Below are 25,703 nucleotides of genomic sequence, written 5' to 3' on the forward strand. Positions count from 1 at the left end.
CTCCAAAGGCCGGGCAATGTACCCGGCCATGATTCCGGTGATGACACGATGGCACGCAAGACCAAAGAAGAAGCAGATAAAACCCGACACCTGTTGCTGGATGCTGCGGAGCAGCTGTTCTGGGAGCATGGTGTCAGCAAGACCACGCTGGCTGGCATTGCCGCACACGCCGGCCTGACTCGTGGCGCCATTTACTGGCACTTCGATAACAAGTCCGACCTGTTCAACGCCATGTGCGAACGGGCCTTTCCTCAGTTCGAAGAAATGATGCAGGCGCTGCTAGTTGAAGACCACCGCCCGGGGCTGACCCCGGCACAGCGCTTGTGGCAACACAGCTGTGGTGTGTTGCAGCTGGTAACCACCAGCCAGCGCGTCGCCCGCGTGGTGGGCATCATCAATTTGCGCTGCGAATTTGTCGGCGAAATGCAGAACTCCTATCTGCTGGATCGTTCCTGGCTGATGGAAAAGGTGGGCAATCTACACGCCATGCTGAGTCAGGCGGCGGAAAGAGGGCAGGTCAGGCCGGGTATCGATCTCGCCTGCGCCTCCGGCTGCCTGCATTCGATGATTTGCGGGCTGGTCGACAGCTGGATGCTCAACCCCCAGGTGGTCGACCTGGAAAATCACTGCGCGCAGCTGCTGACCCCGTTTTTTGCCGGGGTGTTTGTTGACGATTGCTGGCTACCTGCCCCGCAGTGAAGCGCAGTATCTGATTTTCCCTTTTGCGCAATACTGACTACACTGTCATGGCCATGGCGCAGCTGTCTTATCGGCCAGCTGTGGGCGCTCTGGAATCAGCGGCCGGAGGCCCAGCCAGGCAGTCGTTTCTGTCAGAGAGTACATCATGTTTAAAAAAATATTAGGCGGATTGCTTGGTCGGGGAGAGTCCGTAGCGAATAGTGCACCACCACCGGTGCAGCCCGTTGCGCTTGATGATGGGGCCACTCAGGCAACGCCCTTCAAGCTGCCACAGACACTGGGCTTTGTTTCGCACCAGCCCATTCAGGATCAGTCGCAGCGCATTGTTGCCTACGAATTCGCGGTCAAGGAAAGTGTCGCGGTAGCCCGGCCGGCGGCCAGTCGCCGGAGCTTCGATCAGCTGCTATTCAACACACTGAAAAATATGAATATATTCCGCCTGCTGGCTTATCGGCGGGCATTCATTCATGTCTCACTGGCCTCGCTGGATGATTTGTTGCAACAGGAGCTGCCGGCAGCCAGCGCCATTTATTTGCTGGAGCTGTTGGATGGTGAGCAACTGGCCGATACGGTAATGCCGCAGCTGGATGCACTGCGCGCTGCCGGGCTGCGCTTTGCCGTGGAGCCGGCGCGCTATGGCACGGCTCCGGCTGCGCTGGCACTGTATCAGCGTGTGGATTACATGGTGCTGGATTTCGCCGCACCCAATACGCGGGCGCTGTTTCCCTTGCTGGAACAATTGCCACAGCGTTATCCGCAAATGCGCTGGCTGGCCCGCAATATCAATACCGCCGAAGAGCTGGCACTATGCCGCCACTCCCCCAATAGCGATCGCTTTGCCTTGTTTCATGGCTCTTATCTGTCGGTCGCACAAAACCGGGTCAGCCAGAAAGAAGGCGCGAGCCAGGGACGGGTGCTGGAAATCATGCGCCTGTTGCGCGCCAATGCGCCGGTGGCGGAGATTGAAGCCCAGTTCAAGCTGGATTCGCTATTGCTGTTCAAGCTGCTGCGCTTTGTCAATTCGCCTATCAATGGCTTGTCACGCAAGATCCAGACCATCGATGAGGGGTTGATGCTGCTGGGGCGCAGCGCCCTATTCAAATGGCTGTCGTTATTACTGTTCACCTCGGATAGTGATGGTGGTGCCACCTTGTCACTGCTGGAAAAGTCGCTGATCCGCGCCCACTTCATGGAAGAATTGGGCATTATCCGTGGTAACAAGCTGGAAGCCGAGCATCTGTTTCTGACCGGCATGTTTTCCCTGCTGGGTGATTTGCTCAACCTGACTCTGGCCGAGGCGCTGGAGCCGCTGGATCTGCCTTTCATGATTTCCGACGCGCTGCTGCAGCAAAAGGGATTGTTTGCCGCCCCCCTGCAGCTGGCCCAGGCTTGCGAGCAGGATGACGGCGAACGCATCACCAGCTTGGCCGAGCAAATGGATGTCGACCTTGATCAGGTCAGTAGCGTGTATATGGAAGCCGTGGTGTGGGCGCAAGAAGTACTAAGCGAAAGCGAAGTGCAAAGCAATGTGGAAGGGGTGTAGCGCAAGCCTCCGCCCTTGACCCATCACGGGTGATGGCGGAGGAGGCCGCTAGCGTTATCAACGGGGCACTAGCCGGGTGAGCGCTTGCCAGGCTTGCTCCAGTTAACGGTAGCCTGGTGCCGGTCGTCATCTTCGGTATGCAGGTAGCGTCGGGTGGTTTCAATCTGTGAATGGCGCAGATTCTGACTGACCGTCAGCAGTGGCAGGCCGGCCTCCAGCTGATGCGAAGCCGAACTGTGCCGCAGCCAGTGCGTGGTGGCGTGTTCCAGATTGCCAGCAATCTGGCTGTGACCGCAGGCCCTGGCATCATCAGCCGCAGATTTCATGATCGCCTTGATGATTTTGTACAGCGAATCGGCGCTGATTGCAGCCATTTCCCCATATACGCTGCAAACCAGCGGCGTGGCTTCGGCCGGCGAGGGCAGGGGAGTCAGCCCCAGAAAATTGCGATAGCGTTGCAAGGCTGCCAGCAGGGCAGCCGGCACCGGCACCAGCCCCTCCTTGTCACCTTTGCCCGTCACCCGAAACCACCAGTTGCCCCGGATCAGCCGTATGTCTGCCATGCGTGCTGCCGGAATTTCGCGCAAGCGCGCAGCGGTGTAGTAGTACAGCGAAATAATCCACAAGGCCCGCTCCGCATGGCGCTTTTCCCGCTCGGTTTCTGCGGGCAGGGTCTCCAGCCAGTTAAACAGAAAATCGATGGTTTCCTTCTCCAGCAGGCGCTCATCATGGATGGCCCGGGCATCGGGTGAGCGCCCACGCTTGAGTGCAAACGGGTTGTGGCGCAGATAACCAGCCTCAACCAGATAGCGGAACAGATTGGCCAGAATAACCTGAGCCTGCAGGCAGGACGATTCCGACAAGCCGTGCTTGTGCGGCGACCACTTGGCAAAGGGTTTCCAGTCTGGATGGCTGCGCGGCCGGGTTGGTCCGCACCAGCTGACATCCGGGTTACGCAGAAATTCGCGATATTCCAGTACATCATCGCGATTGACATCCGACAGATTCTTGCCCCGCTTGATGGACGCCCACAACAAAAAGCGTTCGGCCTCCTTTCGATACGAATCCAGCGTGCGCGGCCGGTTGCGGTATTCCTTAAGCCAGGTGCGCACCGCCTCGACATCGGAATCGGCATCGATCAGGCAGGCACCTTGCTGACGGTTCCAACCATGGGTTGCCGCAGGCTGCAATCCAGCCGAGCCGGTAGCGTCCGACTGATCATCTGGCTCAATAATCAAGGCAGGGAAGCTCAAACAATCACTCCAGCGCCTGGGAAAGCCGACAATTGCATGGCGATTAATTTGCAATAAAACATTTAAATAAATATCAACATTATGTGGATAATGGTGAATTATAACCAGTTTTTTGCCCGCTTGCCTGCTCACTTCAGGTATGTCATTTCACAGCAATCACCACACCTTCCGGCCTACTATCGCAAGGAGCTCCCCGCAGGGGAGGTGTGGTCAGCAGCGCCCTGTCCACATCGTTCGCTTGCATTGCCATTACCGCCGGAGGCCAAGACTCGGTGACTCATTCGCCGTGGCAGTGGCTGGTGGCTTGGCTTGTATTATCATGCCCGCTGGCACACATGGCTGTGGAAGCTATCTCCGCATCGGGCGTGCAGCCCTGCGTCGAATAAGCACGAGTCGGCTCCCGGACCATTCACTGGCCGCCACTGATCGTGCCATCCATCCGTACGCAGCTTACAAGCCTGCCTATGTGTAGTCCGGCCCATTGAAATCTTGTGCACGGATATCTCCACAGCAGCCTCTGCGCTTCAACTCGGCACTCATCATGCACGAGCGCATCATGCCGGGATGAGCTAATCACAATAGTAAGGACAGTGCATGCCGGTTCGAGCTGTTAGACACCGAACCATGCATTCCAATCCTGCCTTTAGGTAACTGACGCCGAGTTCATTACTGCGCAGCCATACTTCAGGATGCAGTCTCACCGCACGAGCCACGAGCCACGAGCCACGAGCCACGAGCCACGAGCCACGAGCCACGAGCCACAATAACAGCATATTTGACATAATATATAATCATTAGCTAATGCACCTGCACTGCTTACGCTAGGCAATGCAGTCATCGTTATCAGCATCAGGCTGCCTAGTATTGCCATCACCGGCACGAGTGCTTGGCCGCCCTGCTTCTCTCGTGCCTGCCTGAAATCCCGCCAAACCTCCCGTTTTTCCTCGCTTTTTTCACGTTCTTCTTGCGCTGCGGCGATGATTCTCATGGGGTCAATGCCTAGTGCTTTTGCCACTACAAGGCAGTGGTAATCGTCCATTACTGACCCGCCTGCCATGTACCGGCTTATGTTTTGTTGGTTCGTTTTTAGCGCTTTTGCCAGGGCGTAATCCGATTCCACTCCTAGCTTTTCTTTTGCTTCTTTCAGGTAGTCGATTGATTTCTTCATTCTGCCCTCCTTTTACATAGGCTTGTGTGCAACATAGGACTGTGTCTATAGTGCACACAGGCTTATGTGTAGTCACTGATATGTGTTGATTATAGAGGAGGCTCGGACATGCAAGTAAATCGTTTCTGTTCCGGTCGCTGGCGCTGTCATGGCCATTGCCTCATGTCCACCCTTCCAGGTCGTTTTGTAAGCCTTACCGGTTTTGTCATCAGAGGTGTTCATCTCCAAGTCGGATGCACTGCGCCCCTGAATCATTCTGAGGAAATAGCCATGCTCGTAATCGAAGTTGAACGCGCCGACGTGCAAGAGCGCACCGGCACCCGTGATAACGGTCAACCGTGGAAAATCCGCAACCAAGTCGTTTACGCCCACATGTTTGATGCGGAATCCGGCCAGCTGAAACGCTACCCGACTGAGGTAAAGCTGCGCCTGGTTGACGATGCCAAACCGTACCAACCGGGCTTCTACATGCTGTCCCCCACTTCCATTTTCAGTGATCGCTACGATGCGCTGGCTGTGGATGCGCACCTAGTTACGGTTGAGGAGTACATGAAGGCCACCGCAATGGCCATCAGCCAGCGTATCCCTAAAGAGCCTACTCAAGCTCAAGCCAAGGTGGCTGGCTAATCATGAATGCTGCGCCCAATCTCCCGGAAATCATGCCGCACAGCCCCATGTTTTGGGACTGGCACCGTGTCCAATTTATGGATCTCACTGCATCGGAAAAGGTCGAGTTGGAGCGATTGGGCGCTGACTTCTTTGAATATGCACCTGAACAGCTTGCTATCTACCGGACCCCTAAGGGTCTGACGTTCCTGACCCCTATCGAGTTCGTAGAGGTCTGATATGTCTATTGCCCAGCTGCTCGTTCCTAACAAGGCCTATCTCAAGCCGTTTCTGGCTGGCCTGCCGTCTGCCCTGTCTGACGACATCGCTGACGAGTGGAATGCGCGCCTGGTCAAACCCGCTACTGTGTCTTCATGGCTCCGTAGCGCTCCGGCTAATAGCTGGCTCAAGTTCACGACTGAGGCAATCCGTTCTATTGGTGTGCCTCGTTCTCTCTACCTTGATGAAGCTGATATCGATGCAAAGGCAAAGGCGTTATCTCGGCATACGAGTTGGTTGCGGCGGTCCGGCGCTTCACTTGCTGACGTACAAGCGTTGGCCGGGCTCTACCATCTTCACCTACCGGACTGGACAAAAAAGCCCCACACGACAGATTCAGTCTGGGCCCGTGCCTGTGACTTGGCATTCTGGAAGCGCCAGATTAGGGCGGTTCATTCTCGTCTTGCTGAGCGAGGAGCCATTATTGCCGGACGTGTGCATAATCGCGCCGGGTTATACGCCTCAGACGACCAAGTAAAGCGCACGATCCAGCGCAAGCGTCGCTCCGCACAAGTCCTTGCTAATCAGCTCGTCATCAATGAGTTGGGGCAGGAATACAGCCTTGCTGATCTCGCTGCACTTTCACCGGCCAATCCTTTGATCCGTCGTGCTGAGCTGATGGTTCGCCTTCGCGGCTTCGAAACCATCGCCAAGCAACAGGGCCATGCCTGTGATTTCTTCACTGTGACATGCCCCGGTAGCTATCACCCTCGGCTGTCCAAAACCGGCCAGCTTAATCCGAACTATCAGCCAGGCATTGGCCCGCGTGAGGCGCAAGCGCACCTGCAGAAAGTCTGGTCACGTGCCAGGGCAAAGCTCCACCGCAAGGGCATTCGCATGTACGGGTTCCGTGTTGCTGAGCCACATCACGACGGTACCCCGCATTGGCACATGGTGCTGTTCTTCAATGAGGCTGACCGCCGTGATATCCGTAAAGTGCTGCGCTCTTATGCGCTCCAGGTCAATCCATCCGAGCGAGGTGCCTGGCGTCGCCGCTGCACTTTTAAAAAGATTGACCTGCTCAATGGCTCGGCCTGTGGTTACGTCGCCAAATACATCTGCAAAAACGTGGATGGCCGCAAAGCGGACTCTCTCGCCCTGGGCGAATTTGACCATGAATCGAATCCCAATAATCCGGCTCTGCTACATGAAACTGCCATCCGTGTTGAGTCCTGGGCAAAGTGGGGCATTCGTCAGTTTCAGCAGATAGGCTGTGCGCCGGTCACTGTTTGGCGTGAGCTTCGTCGTCTTGATGCCACTGAGCAGCGTTCCGAGCTGGCCGACATCATTACCGCGACGCAAGCCAGCGACTGGGCCGGCTACGTGATGCTCCAGGGCGGCCCCTTTGCCTCCCGCAAAGAGCTGGCCGCAGCCCTGTATTCCGAGCCGGTCACAAATCGCTATGGCGAAGAGTCTGCCACTGCAAAAGGTGTCGATGCCTTCGGCGTCATCGCCATTTCAAGGATTCACACCTGGACAATCTCTCATCCTCTTTTTGGTGCAGCCGCCCATGGCCACCGCACGGAGGAGGACGGCCATGGCGGCGCAAGCCGCCCTTGGACTCGTATCACTAACTGTACGCACCAGCAGCAGTCGGTTTCTAGAATTTCTCATCGGGAAGCGCTCCTGGACGAAATTGACTCCTCTGATCCTTTTGAATCCTCGCTTATTACTCATTGGCCACCACCATGGATGCAATAACCGTAGTAATGAATACGGCGTTTCAATCGGGTTTTATTGCCCCTGTCACGTTTTATTGTTTTGGTCTGATGATTTCCGCCATGAAGAGTGGAATTCAAAAGATGTAACCCCCGTAGTGCCTTTTAAACCTGTAAGGAGTTTTGAAATGAAAACCTTCTCTCTCAAGAAAATCGCTGGCGTACTCGTTGCCACCGTTGTAGCTGCTCCGGCTTTTGCTGATACCACTGCCGTGGCATTTACTGCTCCCAATATCGATTTCACTTCTGTATCTGCATGGGTCGGCGGTGCTCTTGCTGCTGGCGTTCTCGGCATTGCCATCAGCTTCAAGGGTATCGATCTGGCTAAGCGTGGCATCAAGAAGGCTTAACCAGTCCCCTTGCTAAGGAGGGAGGGGGCTTCGGCTCCCTTTTTTATTATGGATACTCTAATTCCTGATTTGTGGCAGTTGGTTTACTTCCTTACTGGGGTTGTTTCTGCCTCTGCTCTCATTGTCGGCATTAATACAAAGTGGTGATGCTATGCGGCATATTCGTAATCTAATGTGGTTCATTGTCGGCATATTGATTGCTTTTGCCGCATCCATCTCTTATGCCGGTGGTCCTTTGACTGGCCCTAATGCTTCACTGCCAGTTACTGGTAGTCAAATAGGCGTTTCAGGTCAACCAACAACGACATGGTACAAAGTTAATAGTGCCTCTGTATCTGGCGCTGCTGCTGATGCGGTTAGGGTTGAGCGGGAAATTACTGTTAAATTAATTGAGGGAAATACCGGCAGGGTTTTAAATCCTAAGGTTATTGAGGCTATTGAAATCCCCAAGCCTGCTCTTGCTGGTTATGCTAAAGGTGTTTTAAAAAATGCAGGCAAGGGTTTTCTTTATGGTATAGCGGCTAGCATTATTGCTAACTACGCAATACAGAAGGGATGGGAATGGCTGGACTCTGCAAAGTGTCAAGTAACTGCTGGCTGCACTGCGCCGGGTTGGCATAAAGAGGGTCAGCCCGTAATGGCTTGCTTGCAGCAAGTCTCTACTTATATTGGTGCTCCTATTTCCACGTTGCAATTCAACGGGGGGCATCAGAGCAGTCCCGGTTGGTTTATTTGTGATGTTACATATAAACCAAATGGAAATAGATTTACATCGTGGGGTGTTCCAACTTCTTCAGCTACTAAAAATCCAGTTACTGACACCGAAATTGATGATTTGTCTAAGCAGGTTGATCCTGTTGGCGCTGCAAAAGACCTTGCAGATACTCATGATGACATTGATTACTCTCACGCGCCAAATCCTTATAAATTTTCCAGTCCTGATGGGTCATACAAAAGCCCACCCATTACCACTTCAGAAAAGACTACCAATCCTGATGGCTCTACAACAATAAAAAATGTAACAACTCAGACAGTTTGGAATATTAATGACACCACGATTAACAATAAAAATGTAACTACAACAACAACTCAGAATACAGATTCAAAGGGCAATGCATCTCCACCGGAAACAACAACAACAGAAGATGAAAAGCCTGATCAAACGCCCACTTGGACTGACCCTAGCATGCCGACAGTACCTGATTTGTATATTCAAAAATATCCTGATGGACTTAAAGGTGTTTGGCTTTCAAAACAAGATTCCTTTAAACAAACGGCTTTTGTTAAATCACTTCAAACGCTAGTGCCTTCTATTTCTGGTGGTACGTGCCCATCGTTTTCTATTGACACAAATAATCACTGGGTCAATACGGGTTCCATGCAAATACCCACCCCTTGTTGGATATATGACTTTGTAAGAGCCGTTTTAATGCTTACTGCCGTCTTTGTATCTCGCGCCATTATATTTGGAGGTTAATCAATGGGCTTTCTAGGCGTCTTTTTTGCTCAAATCCTATCCAAGTTTGTTTCGATGGCGGCAATCATTATTGCACTTTTTGTTGCTGCCTTTGCTGCCTTGTGGTTGCTTGGTACTGACTTAGGCTCTTGGCTATTTGGGCAAGTCTTGGATTTGGCAATCTTTATAATGAATACAATTAGCTTTGATTTTAACGCAATGAATGTTGCTCAATATATAACCATACTGCCGGCTGAAACTAGAAATATGCTTGGTGTGATTGGTGCTGGCCAGGCTATAGCATTAATCATTGGTGCCATTGGCGTGCGTTTGCTTTTGCAGGTTATCCCGTTTACTCGCTTGGGGTCTTGATATGATTAACTTGTTGCTCGGCGCCCCACGTTCTGGCAAGTCTTATGAGGCCACTGTTTACCATATTCTGGCTGCTTTGGAATCGGGCCGCATGGTGGTCACCAATCTACCGGTTAATGTGGACATGTTTGCGGCAATCAATGCAGAGTACGCAAAGCTCCTGGTCGTGATAAGGGATGATGGCCGGGTAAAGGCTTTTAGCCTGGAATCGCATTGGCACCATGAATGGCGTGATCCTGGTACGGGTCGTGGTCCGCTGTTTGTTGTGGATGAATGCCAGTTCGTCATGAAGCGGGGCGATACGCCCAGGTGGTTGCAAGAGCTGGCCTCTATGCATGGCCACTATGGGTATGACTGGCTGCTGATTTCTCAGAGTTACGGCAAGCTGGATAAGGATATTTGTGACATGGTGCAGTTCACTTACTATGTCCGCAAGAAATTGGCTTTTGGTGAGCCTGACGCTTATATCCGCAAGGTGTATGACGGCCTTAAGCGTCCCAGTTCGCAAGAAATCGAGATTGGTGAGCGAAAGTACAAACCTGCTTACTATAAGTTCTACAAGAGCCACACTCAGTCTGTGGGGTCTGTTGATGAGTTTACGGGGTCGGATGTGTCTAATCGCTTTGTGCGGTGGAAATGGGCTATTCGGATTTTCTGGGGCATTTTCCTTTTCATGTGTGCCGGTGCTGCATATAGCTATTACACACAAAAGCCTAAAAAGCCTGTCCCTCCGCTGACTGCTGGAATGTCCGCTTCCAGTCCGCAGCCACCCGTTCCTAAGCCTTCTGCGTCCGCTCCGTTGGGTGATTACGTTGCAAGGGCTGAAAAGCCTTCTCAGATGGATTCTGACCCCTTTGCCGGTATGCGCTTGTCTATTAAGGCCTCCATCATTGGCAAGGCCAAGCAAGTCTGGTTGTTTGCTGTGAGTCGGGATGGTCAGGAAATCATGCAGCAGACTGGACCACAGCTTTCTGATGCTGGTTATTCAATTCGTACTGTTAACGAGTGCCTTGTCATTGTCGATCACCCCAAGCTTTCCCGGCCTATGTATGTCTACTGTGATTCACCTGGTGCAGTAGAATCCAAGCCTGTCACGGAATCGAAGCCCATATCTATTAAAGCACCTGATTTATCTGCCGCGATGCCTTTTCAGGGCAAGCCTCAGCAGGCTGAAATCAATTCTGATTTAAATAAAAATCCACCTGTCAATAATGCAAAAAACATGCCAATCGGAAAACTATGATTTTTTGCATTAATACAACAAATAAAGCTAAAACACGGGTCACGTTATAAGCGCGCGCGGCCCGGCGACTGCATCCAGATATACCCCCCAGCGTTCGCCGCACCAGGTGCAAACACTTCCCACATCAAGCTGCCGCGAGTGAAATCAGTCCAGGGCGTCACCCCTGCGCACCTTGTCCACATCCAGCGGTCAAACCGCTTTTCACTTTCCCCCGGAAAGAAAAATTGATAGAGGAGGAAATGACGGTCCGACTTGATGCGGTGGGTATGTGGTAAACCCGTCGCGCTTGCAGGGGCTGTTGGCGGGGCGTGTGCAACTTGTGGGCAAGTTGTCTCTCTCCTTGTCCATCAGGTTGTGCACCCCCGTCACCAGCTCCTGCTGACGGGTTTTCCACATATCCACGGCCCTTCAAGGTGTGGCCAGGTCAGCGACGTGCGGCGTCGGTTTTTTGCAGACGGGGGAGGGCGCATTTGCTGCAGCCCACCCCTTTGGCCGCTGGTTGTGGTCAAGGTGCGCGTTTTGGGGTGGCGCCCTGGACTGATGAAACAAGCGGACGTACAGATTGATGCGGGATGGGTTTGCGTCTACCTGGTGCAAGAATCGACTGGGGACTACGGTATATCGGATGATTCAATGGAGCCGGGCCGCGCGCGTGTGTAAAGGATGGCGAGTGGTCACCACGCTTCCTTTTTGCAGACTGCATTGCAATGCCTCCGGCATTGCCCTGACGGTTGCCGAAGGCACCACCCGGCGACACGGAACGGTACTCACACCGAGCAGGTGCCGGGGAATACGGGGCAGGCTGCCCCGTCTAATACCAGTTGGCTCGTATAAAGCTAGCAGCCATGATGCCAATGTAAATTGTCGAGAAATGAATGGGCCACCATGCCCATTTCGGCTCGCTCCGCCATGACAAAAACACTGTTCCGCTGATGACGATAGCTCGCCCCGTCCAGTTTAGATAGGTCAGGAAAATAAGGGCTATCAGCAGCAATGCCCAGTTCTTAAGCGTCATCCATCGCCCTTGAAAATGTTATTCACCATCAGCCCGAATCGGGCTTGCCTGTCTAGGTTATCACGATAAAAATCACGTTCCATCATGAGTCTTTCGATCAAGTCGGCTTGCTTTTCGGCTAGTCGGGCAGCTTTGCGATATTCTGGCAGTCGTAAAATCTCGTCTGTGAGCATCGGTCCCCAGGGGGAATCTAGCCGATTTCCTGTGAGTGAAAAGCCCTGCAAGGGTTTTAGTTCCTCTAGCTGCTTTTGCTGTTTCAGGCAAAGCCATATCGCCTTGGGCACCGGCTCTGCACCTGTTTTCCATTGCATCCATTCGTCGACAGTTACGCCCAAGTCTCGGGCGCTCTTGTTGTCGTCTGCACTGAACATTAGCTTGGCAAGCTCCATTGCGTCACAGTCAAAATTGGTTCGCGGGTTGAGTCGTTTCAGCATGGCAATTGCAAAAAGCAAAGCCCCACACGGGGCGGGGCTTGGTATGATGTTCGGATAACTTAGACCGTAAATGGCTGCAAAGTGTCGCACCTAGGCGACATAGTATTTCTACGTATCCTGTTCTTTCTGAGTCTTTGCTTGATTTGACATAATATATATTATGCGAACAAATGTAAGTCAGGGAGCACAGCACAAACCATGTGCTTGCAATGGTCATATATGTCTTCTCACCCGACTGGCTGGCCGCTACCATAGCTAGCTTAAACCACCGCATTGAAAGACAAGCATCATGCAATACCGCAAGTTGGGCGACACCGATGTCTCGGTCAGCGTGATCGCTCTGGGCACCATGACCTGGGGTGAGCAGAATACCGAAGCCGAAGCGCACAGTCAGATCGACCTGGCACTGGAACATGGCGTAAACCTGATTGATGCTGCCGAAATGTATCCGGTGCCACCGCGACCTGAAACCCAGGGTTTGACCGAGAGCTATATCGGTAGCTGGCTGAAAAAATCCGGTCTGCGTGAGCGTATTGTTTTGGCCAGCAAGGCGGTTGGTCCGGCAACTGACCCCAAGCGACCAAGCCACTTTCGCGATGGCAAGCCGCACTTTGATCGCAAGAACCTGACTCAGGCGCTGGATGACAGCCTGCGCCGCCTGCAAACCGATTATCTGGATCTTTACCAGCTGCACTGGCCAGATAGAACTGCCAATACCTTTGGTACGCTTGGTTTTCCCTGGCAGGATGATCCAGATGGCAGCACGCCCATCGAGGAAACGCTGGCCATTCTCAAGGAGTTTGTCGATGCGGGTAAAATTCGCGCCATCGGCCTGTCCAATGAAACGCCCTGGGGACTGGCACAGTTCCTGAAGGCCTCGGAAAATCTGGATCTGCCACGCGTGGTCAGCATTCAGAATCCTTACAGTCTGCTCAATCGACTATTTGAAATCGGCCTGTCCGAGTTCAGTCGGCGGGAAAATATTGGCCTGCTGGCTTATTCACCGCTGGCTTTCGGTGTGTTGTCCGGCAAATACCTGAATGGTGCGCGGCCTGCTGCGGCACGCCTGACATTGTTCGAGCGCTTTACCCGCTATAGCAGCGAAGGCGCGGCTTTGGCTGCGCAGGCTTATGTCGATCTGGCACAACGCCACGGCCTGAGCCCGGCCCAGATGGCGCTGGCTTTCGTTAATAGCCGTCCTTTCGTGACCAGTAACATTATTGGTGCAACCACCCTGCCCCAATTGCAGGAAAATCTGGATAGTATTCATTTGACACTGGATGAGGCCCTGGTGCTGGAATTGGAAGCCATTCACAGCCGTATGCCCAACCCCTGCCCTTGAGTTCATGATTTATCGGCAGATATAAAAAAGCCCTGATTAATCAGGGCTTTTTCTTGGGTAGACATGCCTGTCAGGCTTACTCGATGTCTTTTTCGCGCTGATACAGGGCATAGCTGAAAATCGGCCAGCCGGAAGCCAAGGCCTGTTCCAGTGTAAGCTGTTGCGGCTGCCAGTGTTCCGGCTGTTCGTCGTCGAATTCACCGAACACGTCGTACAGGGTGGCGGACAGCACGTCATCCAGTTCGTCGGCGGATTTCATTTCCACCACGATGAAGTCGTACATTTTTTCCCATTCGCTGGAATTGCGCATCGGGATCTTGAAGAACACCATACTGTTACTCCTGTTATCAATGCGGGCCGCAAGGCTGCGACCCTGCTTCATGTTTCGCTGGGCGCTATCTTACCATTTGCACGGAATTGTTCATCCCCGTCTGGGACAAAATGCTGCGCCTGAAGTTTGCGTGACGACCGCCCATTGAGACTTTTCAGTCATCGTCGCCCTCCCCGGCTGCATCGCCCAGCAAGTGGCCGGGCAGCTGCTTGTTGGGTTTGATGCCCATCTTGCGCAGCCTTTCTGCACTGGACAGCAAGTTGCCGCGCCCGCTGGAGAGTTGCTTCATGGCATCGCCAAATGTGTCGCGGGTACTATCCAGCTGTTTGCCGAGTTTTTCCATATTGCCGACGAAGCCGGCCAGCTTGTCGTACATGGCACCGCTTTGCCGGGCAATCTCCTGAGCATTCTGGTTCTGGTATTCATAGCGCCAGATGCTGGCCACGGTACGCAGGGTAGCCAGTAGCGTGCTGGGGCCAACAATCATGATGCGCCGCTCGAAAGCCTCGTTGAACAAGCTCATGTCATGCTGCACGGCCAGCAGATAGGCTGGCTCGACCGGGATGAACATGAAAACGAAATCAACGGTATTGAGGTGGTACAGATCCTGATAACGTTTTTCCGACAAGCTGCGAATATGCTGGCGAATGGCCGCCACATGCAGCTTCAGTTCTTGCTCGCGGACTGACTCGTCATCACTGGCAACATAGCGCACATAGGCATTGAGGCTGACCTTGGAGTCCACCACCAGCTGCTTGCCTTCCGGCAGGTCGATCACCACATCGGGCTGGTAGCGTTTATGGCCATCTTCCGTTTTCACGACATCCGACACCTGTACCCGGTATTCTCGATCACGAGTAAGGCCAGAGGTTTCCAGCACCTTTTCCAGCACCATTTCGCCCCAGCCGCCCTGGGTCTTGTTGCTGGCTCCCGTCAAGGCCTGGGTCAATGCCACCGCGTCGTGATTCAACCTGGTATTCAATTCCTGCAGACGGCGCAGTTCGTTCTCTAGCGTCAGCCGTTCTTTGGAATCCTTGTCATAGGTGTCTTGCACCAGCTTGCCAAAACCCTGGATGCGCTCGTGTAGCGGCCCTAGCATGGCGCCGATGTTTTGCTGGTTCTGCTCGGTAAAGCGTTTGGATTTTTCTTCGAGAATATCGCTGGCCAGCGACTTGAACTGGTTGCTGAGCGTTTCGCGTGCTTCGCTGAGCAAGGCCAGCTTTTCGGCGGATTGCTGTTTTTCCTGTTGCAGCATGGTTTGCAGCTCTTGTTCCCGGCCACCCAGTCGCATCAGTTCATCGGCATGCTGGCGCAATTGTTGCTGCTGTTGCTGCCACTCGCTACGCAACTGCTCCAGTTGCTTGGTTTGCTCCTGCCGGCTGGCCCAGTGCGCTGCGGTTTGTTGCTGTGCTTCGTTCAACTGCTGCCGCAGACTGGCCAGCTCCTGCTGCAGCTTACCTTCGCGCAGCACCGACTGTGCGCAATTGTCCTGCGCAGCCTGCAACTGAGCCTGCAAGGTGGCTTCGCGCTGCAGCCATTGCTGCAACTCCAGCTGTTGACGGCGCTGTAGTTGGTAACGCGCCAGCAGCAGGCCGCTTGCCGTGCCCAGTAATATACCCAGTGCCAACTCAATCATCGGTTCATCCTGCAGCCTGTCAGTCTGACGGCAAGCATAGCGGATAATTTGATTTCGTACCAATTCACCCGCGGTGTTGCTGCATTGTGCTGTGGGGACTTTTTTCCGGGAAGCTGTGCGTCCGTTCCCGCGCCCTTCTTCCGCATTCATTTATGACCATGGAAACTTCCTGACCTGTAACCCGGTCAGCCAACAAGGTCAGTGCTTTGGCACACAATACCTTCCGCGCCGGCAACGCGGCTAAGCCGCCCCTGCTTTTTGATTCCCTTCAGCCCGCAAGGTCCTCACATGTCCAGTCTTCAGCCACTTTTGCAGCACATCCAGGCAGTCAATCCAGATCAACCAGAATACTTGCAAGCGGTAAGCGAGGTCATTGCCAGCCTGGAACCGTTTTTGCAGCAGCATCCACGCTATACCGAGCAATCCCTGCTGGAGCGGCTGATCGAGCCCGAGCGCATCGTAATGTTCCGCGTCTGTTGGACCGACGACCACGGCCGGGTGCAGATCAATCGCGGCTATCGTGTCCAGCACAGCATGGCCATTGGGCCTTACAAGGGTGGCATCCGTTTTCACCCCTCGGTCAATCTCTCGGTACTGAAGTTTCTGGTGTTTGAGCAAACCCTGAAAAATGCGCTAACCACCCTGCCAATGGGTGGTGCGAAAGGGGGTGCCGACTTCGACCCAAAGGGCAAGAGCCCAGGCGAAGTGATGCGCTTCTGCCAGGCATTTGCCAGCGAACTGCAACGCCATATCGGTGCCGATACCGATGTGCCGGCCGGCGATATTGGTGTCGGTGGCCGCGAAATCGGTTATATGGCGGGCATGGTGAAGAAACTGAATAATCGCGCCGACTGCGTGTTTACCGGCAAGGGACTGAGTTATGGCGGTTCGCTGATGCGGCCGGAAGCCACCGGGTTTGGCACCGTCTATTTCGCACAGGAAATGCTGCAAACGCGTGGCCTGTCGCTGGAGGGTTTGCGTATCAGCGTGTCCGGCTCTGGCAATGTGGCGCAATACGCCGTGCTCAAAGCCATGGAGCTGGGCGCCAAGGTGCTGACGGTTTCCGACTCCAGTGGCACGGTGATTGATGAAGCTGGCTTTACCCCGGAAAAGCTGGCCGAGCTGATGGAAGTGAAAAACCATTTATATGGCCGCGTCAGCGATTATGCGGCCCGGTTGGGGCTGCCGTTTCACGTGGGTATTCGCCCCTGGGGGGTGCCGGTGGATGTAGCGCTGCCCTGCGCTACCCAGAATGAGCTGCACGAAAACGATGCGCGCCAACTGATTGCCAATGGCGTGTGCTGCGTGGCCGAGGGAGCGAATATGCCTTCCACACTGGAGGCGGTGCGCCTGTTCGAGGAAGCCGACGTACTGTATGCCCCGGGCAAGGCCAGCAATGCGGGCGGTGTGGCCACATCTGGCCTGGAAATGAGCCAGAATGCCGCTCGGCTGAATTGGAGCCATGGCGAAGTGGACGCACGCCTGCACTCCATCATGCAGGGCATTCATCAGGCTTGCCTGATTCATGGTCGTGGGCCGGATGGTCGCCACAGCTATGTGCGCGGTGCCAATATCGCCGGTTTTGTCAAAGTGGCGGATGCCATGCTGGCGCAAGGCGTGCTGTAGCACCGGGCGGTCGGTGGCCATATGCCGCTGGCCGCAGATCTGGCCTGCAGTGATAATGCACTGTCATGATCCCTGTCCAATTTATGCCATGCGTTCCCTGCTTTTGCTGCTGACTCTGCCTGTCCTGTATACGCCATTGGCTGTTGCCGATGACATCCCGCCTCACCTGCAACTGGCGCGCCAACTGCTGGAGGAAGTCAGTCCGGCGCGCAATAGTTATCAGCACAATGGCTGGGTGCGCTGGAAGGGTGACTTTGGATTGTTTGGCAGCGTTACTGAGCCGGAAGTCAAGACAGACTGTAGCGGCCTGATCGACGCCCTGTTCGAGCGCGTCAATAGCCAGGCACTGACAGCCGTGCAGCATGGCCACTGGAAGGGCTACCCCAAGGCGGAAAACTACTTCGAGGCAATTTCCAGTGGCGAGGGATTTGTCCGGCGCGAGGTGATAGCGCAAGTGCGGCCTGGCGATATCTTTGCCGCCAAGTATCAGAATGAAAAAGACACCGGGCATGTGATGATCATCAACGCTATGCCGCAGCCATTGAACCCGTCACAAAAACCACAAATCGAAGGCACCCTGCAGTGGGCGGTGGAGGTAATCGATTCGTCTGGCGCCCACTGGAAAGGCGATACACGCTACCGCGAGGATGGCAGCCAGCAAGCGGGCATCGGGCGTGGCACTATCCGGCTCTACACCTTGCCGGATGGCAGCCTGGCTGGCTGGGCCTGGTCGCTGGGCCCGGGCAGCCGCTATCGCGATCACGACCAGTTGGCCATCGGCCAGCCGCTCTACCAATAGTGATGCCGGTTTATTCTGCCGCCGCCCAGTGCTGCAGGTAGATCTGCAACTCTTTGCGACCCTGCCATTCATTGGCCACCAGCTGATAGACGGCATTGATATTGTCCGGCAACCAGTCCACCTGATTGAACAGCATGGCGTCGAATTCCTGGCCCTGCTTGGCAATGCGCAACTTCAGATGCTTGTCGCCCACCACGCGCTGGCTCATCACGGCAAAGCGGTCGTAAAAATACGGGACCGGAAAGCCCTGCCCCCATACTTCGGCTGCCAGTTCTTCGGCAAAGGGCAGGTGCAATTCACGCGCATCCAGCCCGCCATCGGTCTCGATGGTGCGGGTCAGCTGGTTTTCATCCAGCAGCTCGCGTGCCACCTGTTCGAAAGCCTGCTGGAATTCGCCAAAGCGCGCCTCGGCCAGCGTCATGCCCGCCGCCATGGCATGGCCACCGAATTTCAGGATCAGGCCCGGATGGCGTTTGTAGACCAGATCCAGCGCATCGCGCAAATGAAAACCGGGAATGGAGCGGCCGGAGCCCTTGATTTCCCCTTCGTCGCCGGGGGCGAATACGATGGATGGTCGATGAAAACGCTCTTTCAGCCGTGAGGCCACAATGCCGACCACCCCTTGATGCCAGTCGTCGCGGTATAGGGTGAGCGTGTAGCGGTCAGCCGGATCAAAGCTGGCCAGCACCGCCAGCGCCTCGTCCTGCATGCCGTGCTCAATCACCCGGCGCTCGCGATTGAGCCGGTCCAGCTCCTGCGCCAGCGTCATGGCTTGGCTTTCATTGCCAGACAGCAGGCAGGCAATGCCCAGGCTCATATCATCCAGCCGCCCCGCGGCATTCAGCCGTGGCCCAAGGGTAAAGCCCAAATCAAAGGTATTGGCCTTGTAGTGGGCCCGGCCGGCAATGCGAAACAGTGCAGCAATGCCCGGTGCCATGCGTCCGGCGCGCATGCGGCGCAGGCCGTTCTCCACCAGGATGCGGTTGTTCTGATCCAGCCTGACCACATCGGCCACCGTGCCCAGTGCCACATAGTCCAGCAATTCGCCCAGATTCGGCTCGGTCTTGCCGGCATATACCCCGCGCTGGCGTTGCTCGGCACGCAAGGCCATCAGCACATAAAACATCACCCCCACCCCGGCCAGATTCTTGGACGGAAAATCGCAGCCGGGCTGATTGGGGTTGACGATCAGCGCCTGCGGCAAAGTGTCGCCCGGCAGGTGATGGTCGGTAATCAATACTTCGATGCCCAGCTCGCGTGCCCGCTCTACCCCGGCCACGCTGGCAATGCCGTTGTCCACGGTAATAATGATGTCCGGCTGGCTTTGCGCTGCCAGCTCGACAATTTCCGGCGTCAGGCCATAGCCGTATTCAAAGCGGTTGGGGACGATAAAGTCCACCTTGCCGCCCAGCATGGACAAGCCCTTTACCGCAACCGAGCAGGCGGTTGCGCCATCGGCATCGTAATCGGCCACCACCAGCATGCGCTGGCCACTTGAGATGGCATCGGCCAGGCGCTGAGCCATGGCCTGGATGTTCTTCATCTGCTGATAAGGCAGCAAGGCCTTGAGGGCGTAGTCCAGCTCCTCGCAGCCGGCAATGCCACGGGCGGCATACAGACGGGCCATCAGCGGACTCAGCCCCTGGGCAACCAGGGTGGAATGCGAGTCTGCGGAGACACTGCGGGTAACAATGTGCGACATAGTGTTCTCAGTACACGGCGGCCAGCGCTTGTGGCCGCTGCCAGAATTTCCACAGCGCGTGGCGGGAAATGGTTAGTTCGAAACCAGCCGGGCCATGGCACAGCAAGCGTAGCTGCTGCAGCTGCCCCTGTTTCAATAGCTGCAGCAAGGGAGCAAACCAGTCCTGTTCCATGCGCTGCAGTTGTTCGCGCCAGCCCCAGGCGTCGCGGTACTGTGCTGCGGCCAGCAAGGCATCTTGTACCAGCAGCACATGTTCACTCTTGCCAGCAGCTGCCAGCAGGCCATCACAAGCATAAGGGGCTGCGTCACAGGGCAACCCGGCTGCCGTCGCCTGCAGTTGCAGCAGCTCATCATCGGCCAGAACAAGATCCGGCCGCTCCACTGCGCTACCCGGTCCTGCCTCGACGGCATCGCCCCACAGCCAGACGCTATTCACTGGCAACTCGCCGCGCGCTTCGCGTTCATCATTCAGCGGGTGGATATACAGCAGCATCTGCATTTCGTTGAGCAGGCGGCTCCAGTGCAGGCCACGCTCGCCGGCAGGCAGATGCTCGTTGACGTTTTCACCCACGGCGTCTGGTAGCGGGGTAAATGTGGCGCGGCTGGCATCCGGCAGTTGCAGCAACCAGCGCCCCGGTTGTGGCGCATGAAATTGCAGGCCGTCCTCGGCAAAGTGCTGATTCAGGCTGAGCAGCAGTGCATCGGCCTCGTGCTGGGCGAGGGTCATCACCCCGACGTCGGCCAGCAAAGCGCGGTCACGGTCGATACGCACATGCACCGGATCAGCCAGCAGCCAGTGGCCGGCAGCCAGTCCGGCACGGCGTGCCAGCTGGCAGGCAATGCTTTCGGCGGGCGTGCCAAGTGGCTGCTGATAGAGCTGGCTCAAGGTGCTTGGTACGGTTTGCCGGCTTCCCCGCCCCAGCAGGGTGGACAGGGCAGGCAGCGCCAGTCCACGGCAAACTTCGGCCCCGTCATGGGCATCCAGCCAGCTCAGGCCGGGCATCAGCAGTGTCAGCTTCATTGATTGAGGTACGGGCAGGTGGCGGGCAAGTTTCTTGTCCGCACAGCACTCGGCAGCGAGGCCAAGTCCTTCATTGAATGGATGGTTTTCGGAACTTATGACAACCAGCCTCACCCAAGTGGGTCGGGCGCAATGCCACTTTTCACAAACCTTGTATTTTCCCGGAAGCACGCATGGCGTCCACCAAAAGATGAATTATCGCAAACTGCTGCAGTTCCCGCAAAATTGTACTCGTCGTCTGATCAATCACCACCTGAGCTGGCTGGGGCTGGCTGCCAGCCTGCCCTTGTTCGGCATGGTCACCGCCTTTGCCGTGGCGCCGGGTGACCCGCAGACGGCTGCCGCCGAAGTGCGCCAGCGCATGGTGACCGAAAAGCTGGCCTTGCCGGCCTTTACTCCGCCAAGCAATGGGGCGCGCTACTGGCGCAATGAAACAGTGAATCGTGGCGACACCATTGCCCGCGTACTGAACCGGCTGGGCGTGCGCGATAGCGAAGCGCGGCGCTTTCTTTATTCCAGCCCGCTGTCGCGCGACCTGCTCAAGCTGAACACCGGTGCCACCCTCGCCGTAGAAACCAGTGATGAGGGTGAGCTGTACGCCCTGCGTTTTCTCAATGATGACGAAAACGGCGAAAAAGTGCTGGTAGCCATCGCCAAGCAGGGCGATCAGTGGCAGGCCAGCGCCGACCCGCTGACAACCGAGAGCATGGACAGCCTGCGCTCCATCACCGTCCGCCGCAGTGCTGCGCGCGAGTTGCAAGCGGCGGGTGTGCCGCGTGAGGTGATGGCACAACTGGCGGACATTTTTGCCGACCAGTTCTCACTGGACAGCTTGCAGCCCGGCGACAGCATTCAACTGGTCTTCGAAAGCCTGATCTACAACGGCAGCCCCATTGCCAATGGCAATATCCTGGCAGCAGAAATCAGTCGTGGCGGTCAGTGGCATCGCGCCTTTTACTTTGCCCATGATAGTGAAAGCGGCGCCTATTACGATACAGCTGGGCGACCGGTCAAAAAAGGCTTCAGCCAGCAGCCGGTAGCCCATTACCGTATCAGCTCGGGCTTTGGCACCCGCTATCATCCGGTATTGCATTCCTTGCGCATGCATCAGGGGGTGGATTATGCCGCCGCACCGGGTACGCCCATTGTTGCGCCGGCCGATGGTGTGATCAGTGCCGCAGAAACGCAGAATGGCTATGGCAAAGTCATCACCCTGAGACATAATGCCAAGTTGAGCACGCTGTATGCGCACATGCAGCGTTTTGCCCCCGGCGTGAAGGCGGGCAAGCCGGTCAAGGCCGGCGATCTGCTGGGCTATGTTGGCAGCACCGGGCGCGTTACCGGGCCGCATCTGCACTTTGAGGTGAAACTCAATGGCCAGGCAGTCGACCCCGCCACCGCCGCCCTGCCCGCCCCCGGCCTGGCTGCCGGACAGCGCCAGGCCTTTGCCAAGCTCAGCAGCCAGCTGACCGACAAGCTGGCGCTATTGCGCGACACGCCGGGAACGATCGCACAACTGGATTGATGGAAAGACCGAAGCAGATGACGGAACGCTATATCGGACTGATGTCCGGCACCAGCCTTGATGGCGTGGACGCAGTTTTGCTGAGCATGGATGCACAAGGCCGTCCTCGTGTCGAAGCCGACAGCTTTCTGGCCTTCCCGCTGGAAATCCGCCAGCAGGTGCTTCAATTACAACCGGTCGGGCCAAACGAACTGGATCGTGCCGCACGGCTAGGAAATGAGCTGGCCCGGCTATATGCCGAAGTGGTTGCGCAACTACTGGCCGAACAGCGGCTCCCGCCCTCGGCCATTACGGCCATAGGCTGTCACGGCCAGACCATCCGCCACGCCCCGCATGCAGGCTATACGCTGCAGATCGGCAATCATGCGCTACTGGCCGAGCTGTCCGGCATCGACGTCATCGGTGATTTCCGCAGCCGCGATGTGGCAGCCGGTGGCCATGGTGCACCGCTGGTGCCGGCCTTCCATCAGCATGTTTTTGCCAGTGAGACAGAAAATCGCGTCATCCTGAATATTGGCGGCATCAGCAATCTGACCCGTCTGGCCAGTGGTGCAGCTGTTATCGGCTTCGATTGCGGTCCGGGTAATATGCTGCTGGACGCCTGGTGCCAACGTCGCACCGGTGCCGGTTTTGATGCCAATGGCGACTGGGCCGCCAGCGGCCAGCTGCATGCGCCGCTATTGCAGCAGATGCTGAGTGAACCATTTTTCCGCTTGCCACCGCCCAAAAGTACCGGGCGTGACCTGTTCGATCTGGCTTGGCTGGAAGCGCAGCTGGTCCGGCAACCAGACATTCCAGCGGTCGATGTGCAGCAGACCCTGTTGCAACTGACCGCCCACAGCATTGCCGACGCCATTAGCCGTCACTGCCCGGATACCCGCAGCGTCTATGTTTGTGGCGGTGGTGCACTTAATGGCGCGCTAATGCAGGCCCTGCAGCAGCAGCTGCCAGAGCTGCTCATCAGCAGCACCGCCGAACTGGGTTTGCCGGTACATCAGGTAGAAGCCGCCGCCTTCGCCTGGCTGGCCTGGTGTTTTTGTCAGCGGCAGTCCGCCAATCTGCCGGACGTTACCGGCGCCAGCGGACTGCGGGTGCTCGGTGCTCTCTATCCACGCTGAGCCGGAGCACCGCCCGGTCGCCTGACAACGCCAGCCACTCTGAGTGGCCTTGTCAGGCTATAATCAGCCACTGTCATAGCCCATAACGAGAAAAATGCGACTTTTCAAAAGAAAGGCCGTCGTCAAGAACAGTCAAACGCCATTGCCCCCCAAGCTTGCCAGCCTGCTGCGCGAAGCCTGGTGGTTGCTGATGGCCGTTGCTGCGGTCTACCTGGTGCTGGTGCTGGCCAGCTATTCCGCACAAGACCCTTCCTGGTCACATAGCTCCTCCGATCCTACCGTGCGCAACTACGGCGGCGCTTTCGGTGCCTGGCTGTCCGACATGCTGCTCTATGTATTCGGCCTGTCCGCCTGGTGGCTGGTGGTGTTCTGCCTGGTGGCCATCGCCTGGGGCTACCGTCGTATGGAAACACTGGGTTTTCGCCTCAATCCGATGACGCTGGCCGCCATGGGCGGTTTTTTCCTGCTGTTGCTGTCCAGCTCCAGCGTGGAGGGCATCGTCCTGGCCAGCAAGCAGCTGAACTTGCCGCTGACTGCCGGCGGCATGCTGGGACACTGGCTGGGCAAAGCCTTGTCGCATGGACTCGGACTGCCCGGTGCTTACCTGCTGTTATCGGTAACGGGAGCCATCGGTTTCTCCTTGTTCACAGGCCTGTCCTGGCTGGACATCATGGAGAAAATCGGCGGCACGCTGGAAGATGGCGCGCTCAAGCTGTGGCATGGCTGGCAGGCGCGCAAGGACCGGGAAATCGGTCGTGAAACCGCTCAGCAGCGCGAAGCCAAGGTCAGCACCGAAAAGAAAAAGCAGGAAGACAAGACCCCAGTACGCATCGAAGCCACCTTTGCCGAAGTACCGCTATCGCCCAAGGTGCAAAAGCCGGTTCAGCAATCGCTGTTTGCCGATCCCGACCGTGGCGAGCTGCCCGGCCTGAGCCTGCTGGAGGCACCCAAGGATCAGCATGAGCCGGTGTCCGCCGAGACCGTGGAGTACACCTCGCGCCTGATTGAACGCAAGCTGGCCGACTTCGGCGTGGATGTGAAAGTGATCGCTGCCTATCCCGGCCCGGTGATCACTCGCTACGAGATCGAACCGGCGGTCGGTGTCAAAGGCGCGCAAATCGTCAATCTGATGAAGGATCTGGCGCGCGCACTGTCATTGGTATCGGTACGGGTAGTGGAAACCATCCCTGGCAAGACGTATATGGGCCTGGAACTGCCCAATCCGAAGCGGCAGATCGTGCGCCTGTCGGAAATCATCGGCTCCGATGGCTACCAGAACATGAGCTCTCGCCTGGCCATTGCCGTCGGCAAGGACATTGCTGGTCAGCCCGTTACGGTGGACCTGGCCAAGATGCCGCACGTACTGGTGGCCGGCACCACTGGCTCGGGCAAATCGGTGGCTATCAACGCCATGATTTTGTCGCTGCTGTACAAGTCCACGGCACGTGAAGTACGCCTGATCATGGTCGACCCGAAAATGCTGGAATTGTCGGTCTATGAAGGTATTCCGCACCTGCTGGCTCCCGTGGTCACCGACATGAAACAGGCCGCCAACGCGCTTAACTGGTGCGTGGGCGAAATGGAACGGCGCTACCGCTTGATGTCCAAGCTGGGCGTGCGCAACCTGGCCGGTTACAACCAGAAGATCAAGGATGCCGACAAGGCCGGCGAGAAACTCCCCAATCCTTTCAGCCTGACCCCGGAAACCCCCGAGCCGCTCGACTCCCTGCCGCTGATCGTGGTGGTGATCGACGAACTGGCCGACCTGATGATGGTGGCCGGCAAGAAAATTGAAGAACTGATCGCCCGCTTGGCCCAGAAAGCGCGTGCCGCCGGTATCCACTTGATCCTGGCGACCCAGCGCCCGTCGGTAGACGTGATTACCGGCCTGATCAAGGCCAATATTCCGACACGGATTGCCTTTCAGGTGTCCAGCAAGATCGACAGTCGCACTATTCTCGACCAGATGGGCGCTGAGGCCTTGCTGGGGCAAGGTGACATGCTTTATCTTCCGCCAGGCTCCGGCTACCCCAACCGGGTACACGGTGCTTTTGTTGCCGATGACGAAGTGCATCACGTGGTGGAATTCCTCAAGACCACCGGCGAGCCCGACTACATTGAAGGCATACTCAGCGGCCAGAGCGAGGCTGACGAGGGTGCCGCCGCCAGTGGCGGCGATGTCGATGGCAGCGGCGAATCCGACCCCTTGTACGACGAAGCTGTTGCCATCGTGGTCAAAACCCGCAAGGCTTCCATTTCTTCGGTGCAGCGGCATTTGCGCATAGGCTATAACCGCGCAGCGCGGCTGATCGAACAAATGGAAAGCGCAGGCCTGGTTTCCGCCATGGAAACCAATGGCAATCGCACGGTATTGGCGCCGGCACGCGAGGACTAAACCGGCAGCGCCAGCCATGCAGCAAGACAACTCGGCCACCGGCTATCCTGCCGGTGGCGCAACCCAGCATCG

The 25,703-nt window shown here is 56.3% G+C and carries 22 protein-coding genes; 15 read left to right on the forward strand and 7 right to left on the reverse strand.

Features of this window, described 5'->3' with window-relative positions:
- Positions 1-48: 48 nt before the first annotated feature.
- Together H2Z84_RS19000 and H2Z84_RS19005 are read left to right on the forward strand one after the other, a co-directional pair.
- Entirely contained in the window at positions 49-699 is a 651-nt protein-coding gene (locus H2Z84_RS19000) for a TetR family transcriptional regulator (RefSeq protein WP_181837347.1), read from the forward strand.
- Positions 700-913: 214 nt separating this feature from the next.
- Positions 914-2,242: an EAL and HDOD domain-containing protein gene (locus H2Z84_RS19005; RefSeq protein ID WP_309545502.1), complete on the forward strand. Its 1,329-nt coding sequence runs from the start codon at positions 914-916 to the stop codon at positions 2,240-2,242.
- Between the two features lie 68 nt (positions 2,243-2,310).
- On the opposite strand, the gene H2Z84_RS19010 is transcribed toward H2Z84_RS19005, so the two are convergent.
- Complete coding sequence (locus H2Z84_RS19010) at positions 2,311-3,495, reverse strand: tyrosine-type recombinase/integrase (RefSeq protein ID WP_258869487.1); 1,185 nt, start codon at positions 3,493-3,495, stop codon at positions 2,311-2,313.
- Between the two features lie 697 nt (positions 3,496-4,192).
- Positions 4,193-4,663 (reverse strand): hypothetical protein, encoded by a 471-nt coding sequence (locus H2Z84_RS19015; protein ID WP_181837349.1) that lies wholly within the window; start codon positions 4,661-4,663, stop codon positions 4,193-4,195.
- Between the two features lie 270 nt (positions 4,664-4,933).
- Here H2Z84_RS19015 and H2Z84_RS19020 point away from each other — a divergent pair, with 270 nt between their 5' ends.
- The 7 genes from H2Z84_RS19020 to H2Z84_RS19050 all read left to right on the forward strand — a co-directional run bounded on the left by H2Z84_RS19020 (position 4,934) and on the right by H2Z84_RS19050 (position 10,687).
- A complete protein-coding gene (locus tag H2Z84_RS19020) occupies positions 4,934-5,290 on the forward strand; it encodes a single-stranded DNA-binding protein (RefSeq protein ID WP_181837350.1) in 357 nt (118 codons plus the stop codon).
- 2 nt (positions 5,291-5,292) lie between these two features.
- A complete protein-coding gene (locus tag H2Z84_RS19025; protein WP_181837351.1) occupies positions 5,293-5,508 on the forward strand; it encodes a hypothetical protein in 216 nt (71 codons plus the stop codon).
- Position 5,509: 1 nt separating this feature from the next.
- Complete coding sequence (locus H2Z84_RS19030) at positions 5,510-7,249, forward strand: replication endonuclease (protein ID WP_181837352.1); 1,740 nt, start codon at positions 5,510-5,512, stop codon at positions 7,247-7,249.
- A 145-nt stretch (positions 7,250-7,394) separates the two neighbouring features.
- Entirely contained in the window at positions 7,395-7,616 is a 222-nt protein-coding gene (locus H2Z84_RS19035) for a hypothetical protein (RefSeq protein ID WP_181837461.1), read from the forward strand.
- A 172-nt stretch (positions 7,617-7,788) separates the two neighbouring features.
- Positions 7,789-9,093, forward strand: coding sequence for a hypothetical protein (locus H2Z84_RS19040; protein WP_181837353.1), 1,305 nt, complete (start codon positions 7,789-7,791; stop codon positions 9,091-9,093).
- A 3-nt stretch (positions 9,094-9,096) separates the two neighbouring features.
- Complete coding sequence (locus tag H2Z84_RS19045; protein WP_181837354.1) at positions 9,097-9,444, forward strand: DUF2523 family protein; 348 nt, start codon at positions 9,097-9,099, stop codon at positions 9,442-9,444.
- Between the two features lies 1 nt (position 9,445).
- The gene (locus H2Z84_RS19050; protein ID WP_181837355.1) at positions 9,446-10,687 is read left to right on the forward strand and encodes a zonular occludens toxin domain-containing protein; all 1,242 of its coding nucleotides are present in this window, start codon (positions 9,446-9,448) and stop codon (positions 10,685-10,687) included.
- Between the two features lie 1,011 nt (positions 10,688-11,698).
- Here H2Z84_RS19050 and H2Z84_RS19055 read toward each other — a convergent pair.
- On the reverse strand, positions 11,699-12,136 hold the full coding sequence (locus tag H2Z84_RS19055; protein WP_181837356.1) for a hypothetical protein: 438 nt from the start codon (positions 12,134-12,136) through the stop codon (positions 11,699-11,701).
- Positions 12,137-12,425: 289 nt separating this feature from the next.
- Between H2Z84_RS19055 and H2Z84_RS19060 the strand changes: the two genes are divergently transcribed.
- Positions 12,426-13,478 carry an NADP(H)-dependent aldo-keto reductase gene (locus H2Z84_RS19060; protein WP_181837357.1) on the forward strand — a complete coding sequence of 351 codons (1,053 nt, stop codon included), beginning with the start codon at positions 12,426-12,428 and terminating at the stop codon, positions 13,476-13,478.
- Positions 13,479-13,554: 76 nt separating this feature from the next.
- Here the strand turns inward: H2Z84_RS19060 and H2Z84_RS19065 are convergent, their stop codons facing one another.
- A complete protein-coding gene (locus H2Z84_RS19065) occupies positions 13,555-13,809 on the reverse strand; it encodes a hypothetical protein (protein ID WP_124641025.1) in 255 nt (84 codons plus the stop codon).
- Between the two features lie 154 nt (positions 13,810-13,963).
- A complete protein-coding gene (locus tag H2Z84_RS19070; protein WP_181837358.1) occupies positions 13,964-15,445 on the reverse strand; it encodes a DNA recombination protein RmuC in 1,482 nt (493 codons plus the stop codon).
- 288 nt (positions 15,446-15,733) lie between these two features.
- Here H2Z84_RS19070 and gdhA point away from each other — a divergent pair, with 288 nt between their 5' ends.
- A complete protein-coding gene (gene gdhA / locus H2Z84_RS19075; protein WP_181837359.1) occupies positions 15,734-17,071 on the forward strand; it encodes an NADP-specific glutamate dehydrogenase in 1,338 nt (445 codons plus the stop codon).
- 88 nt (positions 17,072-17,159) lie between these two features.
- Positions 17,160-17,870 (forward strand): hypothetical protein, encoded by a 711-nt coding sequence (locus H2Z84_RS19080; RefSeq protein WP_181837360.1) that lies wholly within the window; start codon positions 17,160-17,162, stop codon positions 17,868-17,870.
- Between the two features lie 10 nt (positions 17,871-17,880).
- On the opposite strand, the gene recJ is transcribed toward H2Z84_RS19080, so the two are convergent.
- On the reverse strand, positions 17,881-19,572 hold the full coding sequence (recJ, locus tag H2Z84_RS19085; RefSeq protein ID WP_181837361.1) for a single-stranded-DNA-specific exonuclease RecJ: 1,692 nt from the start codon (positions 19,570-19,572) through the stop codon (positions 17,881-17,883).
- 7 nt (positions 19,573-19,579) lie between these two features.
- Positions 19,580-20,593, reverse strand: coding sequence for a hypothetical protein (locus H2Z84_RS19090; RefSeq protein ID WP_181837362.1), 1,014 nt, complete (start codon positions 20,591-20,593; stop codon positions 19,580-19,582).
- A gap of 190 nt (positions 20,594-20,783) precedes the next feature.
- Here H2Z84_RS19090 and H2Z84_RS19095 point away from each other — a divergent pair, with 190 nt between their 5' ends.
- The 3 genes from H2Z84_RS19095 (at position 20,784) to H2Z84_RS19105 (ending at position 25,631) form a co-directional block, all read left to right on the forward strand.
- Complete coding sequence (locus H2Z84_RS19095; protein WP_181837363.1) at positions 20,784-22,118, forward strand: M23 family metallopeptidase; 1,335 nt, start codon at positions 20,784-20,786, stop codon at positions 22,116-22,118.
- A gap of 17 nt (positions 22,119-22,135) precedes the next feature.
- Complete coding sequence (locus H2Z84_RS19100) at positions 22,136-23,236, forward strand: anhydro-N-acetylmuramic acid kinase (protein WP_181837364.1); 1,101 nt, start codon at positions 22,136-22,138, stop codon at positions 23,234-23,236.
- A gap of 94 nt (positions 23,237-23,330) precedes the next feature.
- Positions 23,331-25,631 (forward strand): DNA translocase FtsK, encoded by a 2,301-nt coding sequence (locus tag H2Z84_RS19105; RefSeq protein WP_181837365.1) that lies wholly within the window; start codon positions 23,331-23,333, stop codon positions 25,629-25,631.
- The last annotated feature ends 72 nt before the right edge of the window (positions 25,632-25,703 follow it).

The organism is Aquitalea aquatica, from assembly GCF_013911085.1.
GTDB classification, from domain to species: domain Bacteria; phylum Pseudomonadota; class Gammaproteobacteria; order Burkholderiales; family Chromobacteriaceae; genus Aquitalea; species Aquitalea aquatica.

Bases quoted from the DNA above. Each gene is read 5' to 3' on its own strand.
- H2Z84_RS19000 (WP_181837347.1), top strand. From the start codon at position 49: ATGGCACGCAAGACCAAAGAAGAAGCAGATAAAACCCGACACCTGTTG.
- H2Z84_RS19015 (WP_181837349.1), bottom strand. From the start codon at position 4,663: ATGAAGAAATCAATCGACTACCTGAAAGAAGCAAAAGAAAAGCTAGGA.
- H2Z84_RS19020 (WP_181837350.1), top strand. From the start codon at position 4,934: ATGCTCGTAATCGAAGTTGAACGCGCCGACGTGCAAGAGCGCACCGGC.
- H2Z84_RS19025 (WP_181837351.1), top strand. From the start codon at position 5,293: ATGAATGCTGCGCCCAATCTCCCGGAAATCATGCCGCACAGCCCCATG.
- H2Z84_RS19030 (WP_181837352.1), top strand. From the start codon at position 5,510: ATGTCTATTGCCCAGCTGCTCGTTCCTAACAAGGCCTATCTCAAGCCG.
- H2Z84_RS19035 (WP_181837461.1), top strand. From the start codon at position 7,395: ATGAAAACCTTCTCTCTCAAGAAAATCGCTGGCGTACTCGTTGCCACC.
- H2Z84_RS19040 (WP_181837353.1), top strand. From the start codon at position 7,789: ATGTGGTTCATTGTCGGCATATTGATTGCTTTTGCCGCATCCATCTCT.
- H2Z84_RS19045 (WP_181837354.1), top strand. From the start codon at position 9,097: ATGGGCTTTCTAGGCGTCTTTTTTGCTCAAATCCTATCCAAGTTTGTT.
- H2Z84_RS19050 (WP_181837355.1), top strand. From the start codon at position 9,446: ATGATTAACTTGTTGCTCGGCGCCCCACGTTCTGGCAAGTCTTATGAG.
- H2Z84_RS19055 (WP_181837356.1), bottom strand. From the start codon at position 12,136: ATGCTGAAACGACTCAACCCGCGAACCAATTTTGACTGTGACGCAATG.
- H2Z84_RS19060 (WP_181837357.1), top strand. From the start codon at position 12,426: ATGCAATACCGCAAGTTGGGCGACACCGATGTCTCGGTCAGCGTGATC.
- H2Z84_RS19065 (WP_124641025.1), bottom strand. From the start codon at position 13,809: ATGGTGTTCTTCAAGATCCCGATGCGCAATTCCAGCGAATGGGAAAAA.
- H2Z84_RS19070 (WP_181837358.1), bottom strand. From the start codon at position 15,445: ATGATTGAGTTGGCACTGGGTATATTACTGGGCACGGCAAGCGGCCTG.
- gdhA (WP_181837359.1), top strand. From the start codon at position 15,734: ATGTCCAGTCTTCAGCCACTTTTGCAGCACATCCAGGCAGTCAATCCA.
- H2Z84_RS19080 (WP_181837360.1), top strand. From the start codon at position 17,160: ATGCGTTCCCTGCTTTTGCTGCTGACTCTGCCTGTCCTGTATACGCCA.
- recJ (WP_181837361.1), bottom strand. From the start codon at position 19,572: ATGTCGCACATTGTTACCCGCAGTGTCTCCGCAGACTCGCATTCCACC.
- H2Z84_RS19090 (WP_181837362.1), bottom strand. From the start codon at position 20,593: ATGAAGCTGACACTGCTGATGCCCGGCCTGAGCTGGCTGGATGCCCAT.
- H2Z84_RS19095 (WP_181837363.1), top strand. From the start codon at position 20,784: ATGAATTATCGCAAACTGCTGCAGTTCCCGCAAAATTGTACTCGTCGT.
- H2Z84_RS19100 (WP_181837364.1), top strand. From the start codon at position 22,136: ATGACGGAACGCTATATCGGACTGATGTCCGGCACCAGCCTTGATGGC.
- H2Z84_RS19105 (WP_181837365.1), top strand. From the start codon at position 23,331: ATGCGACTTTTCAAAAGAAAGGCCGTCGTCAAGAACAGTCAAACGCCA.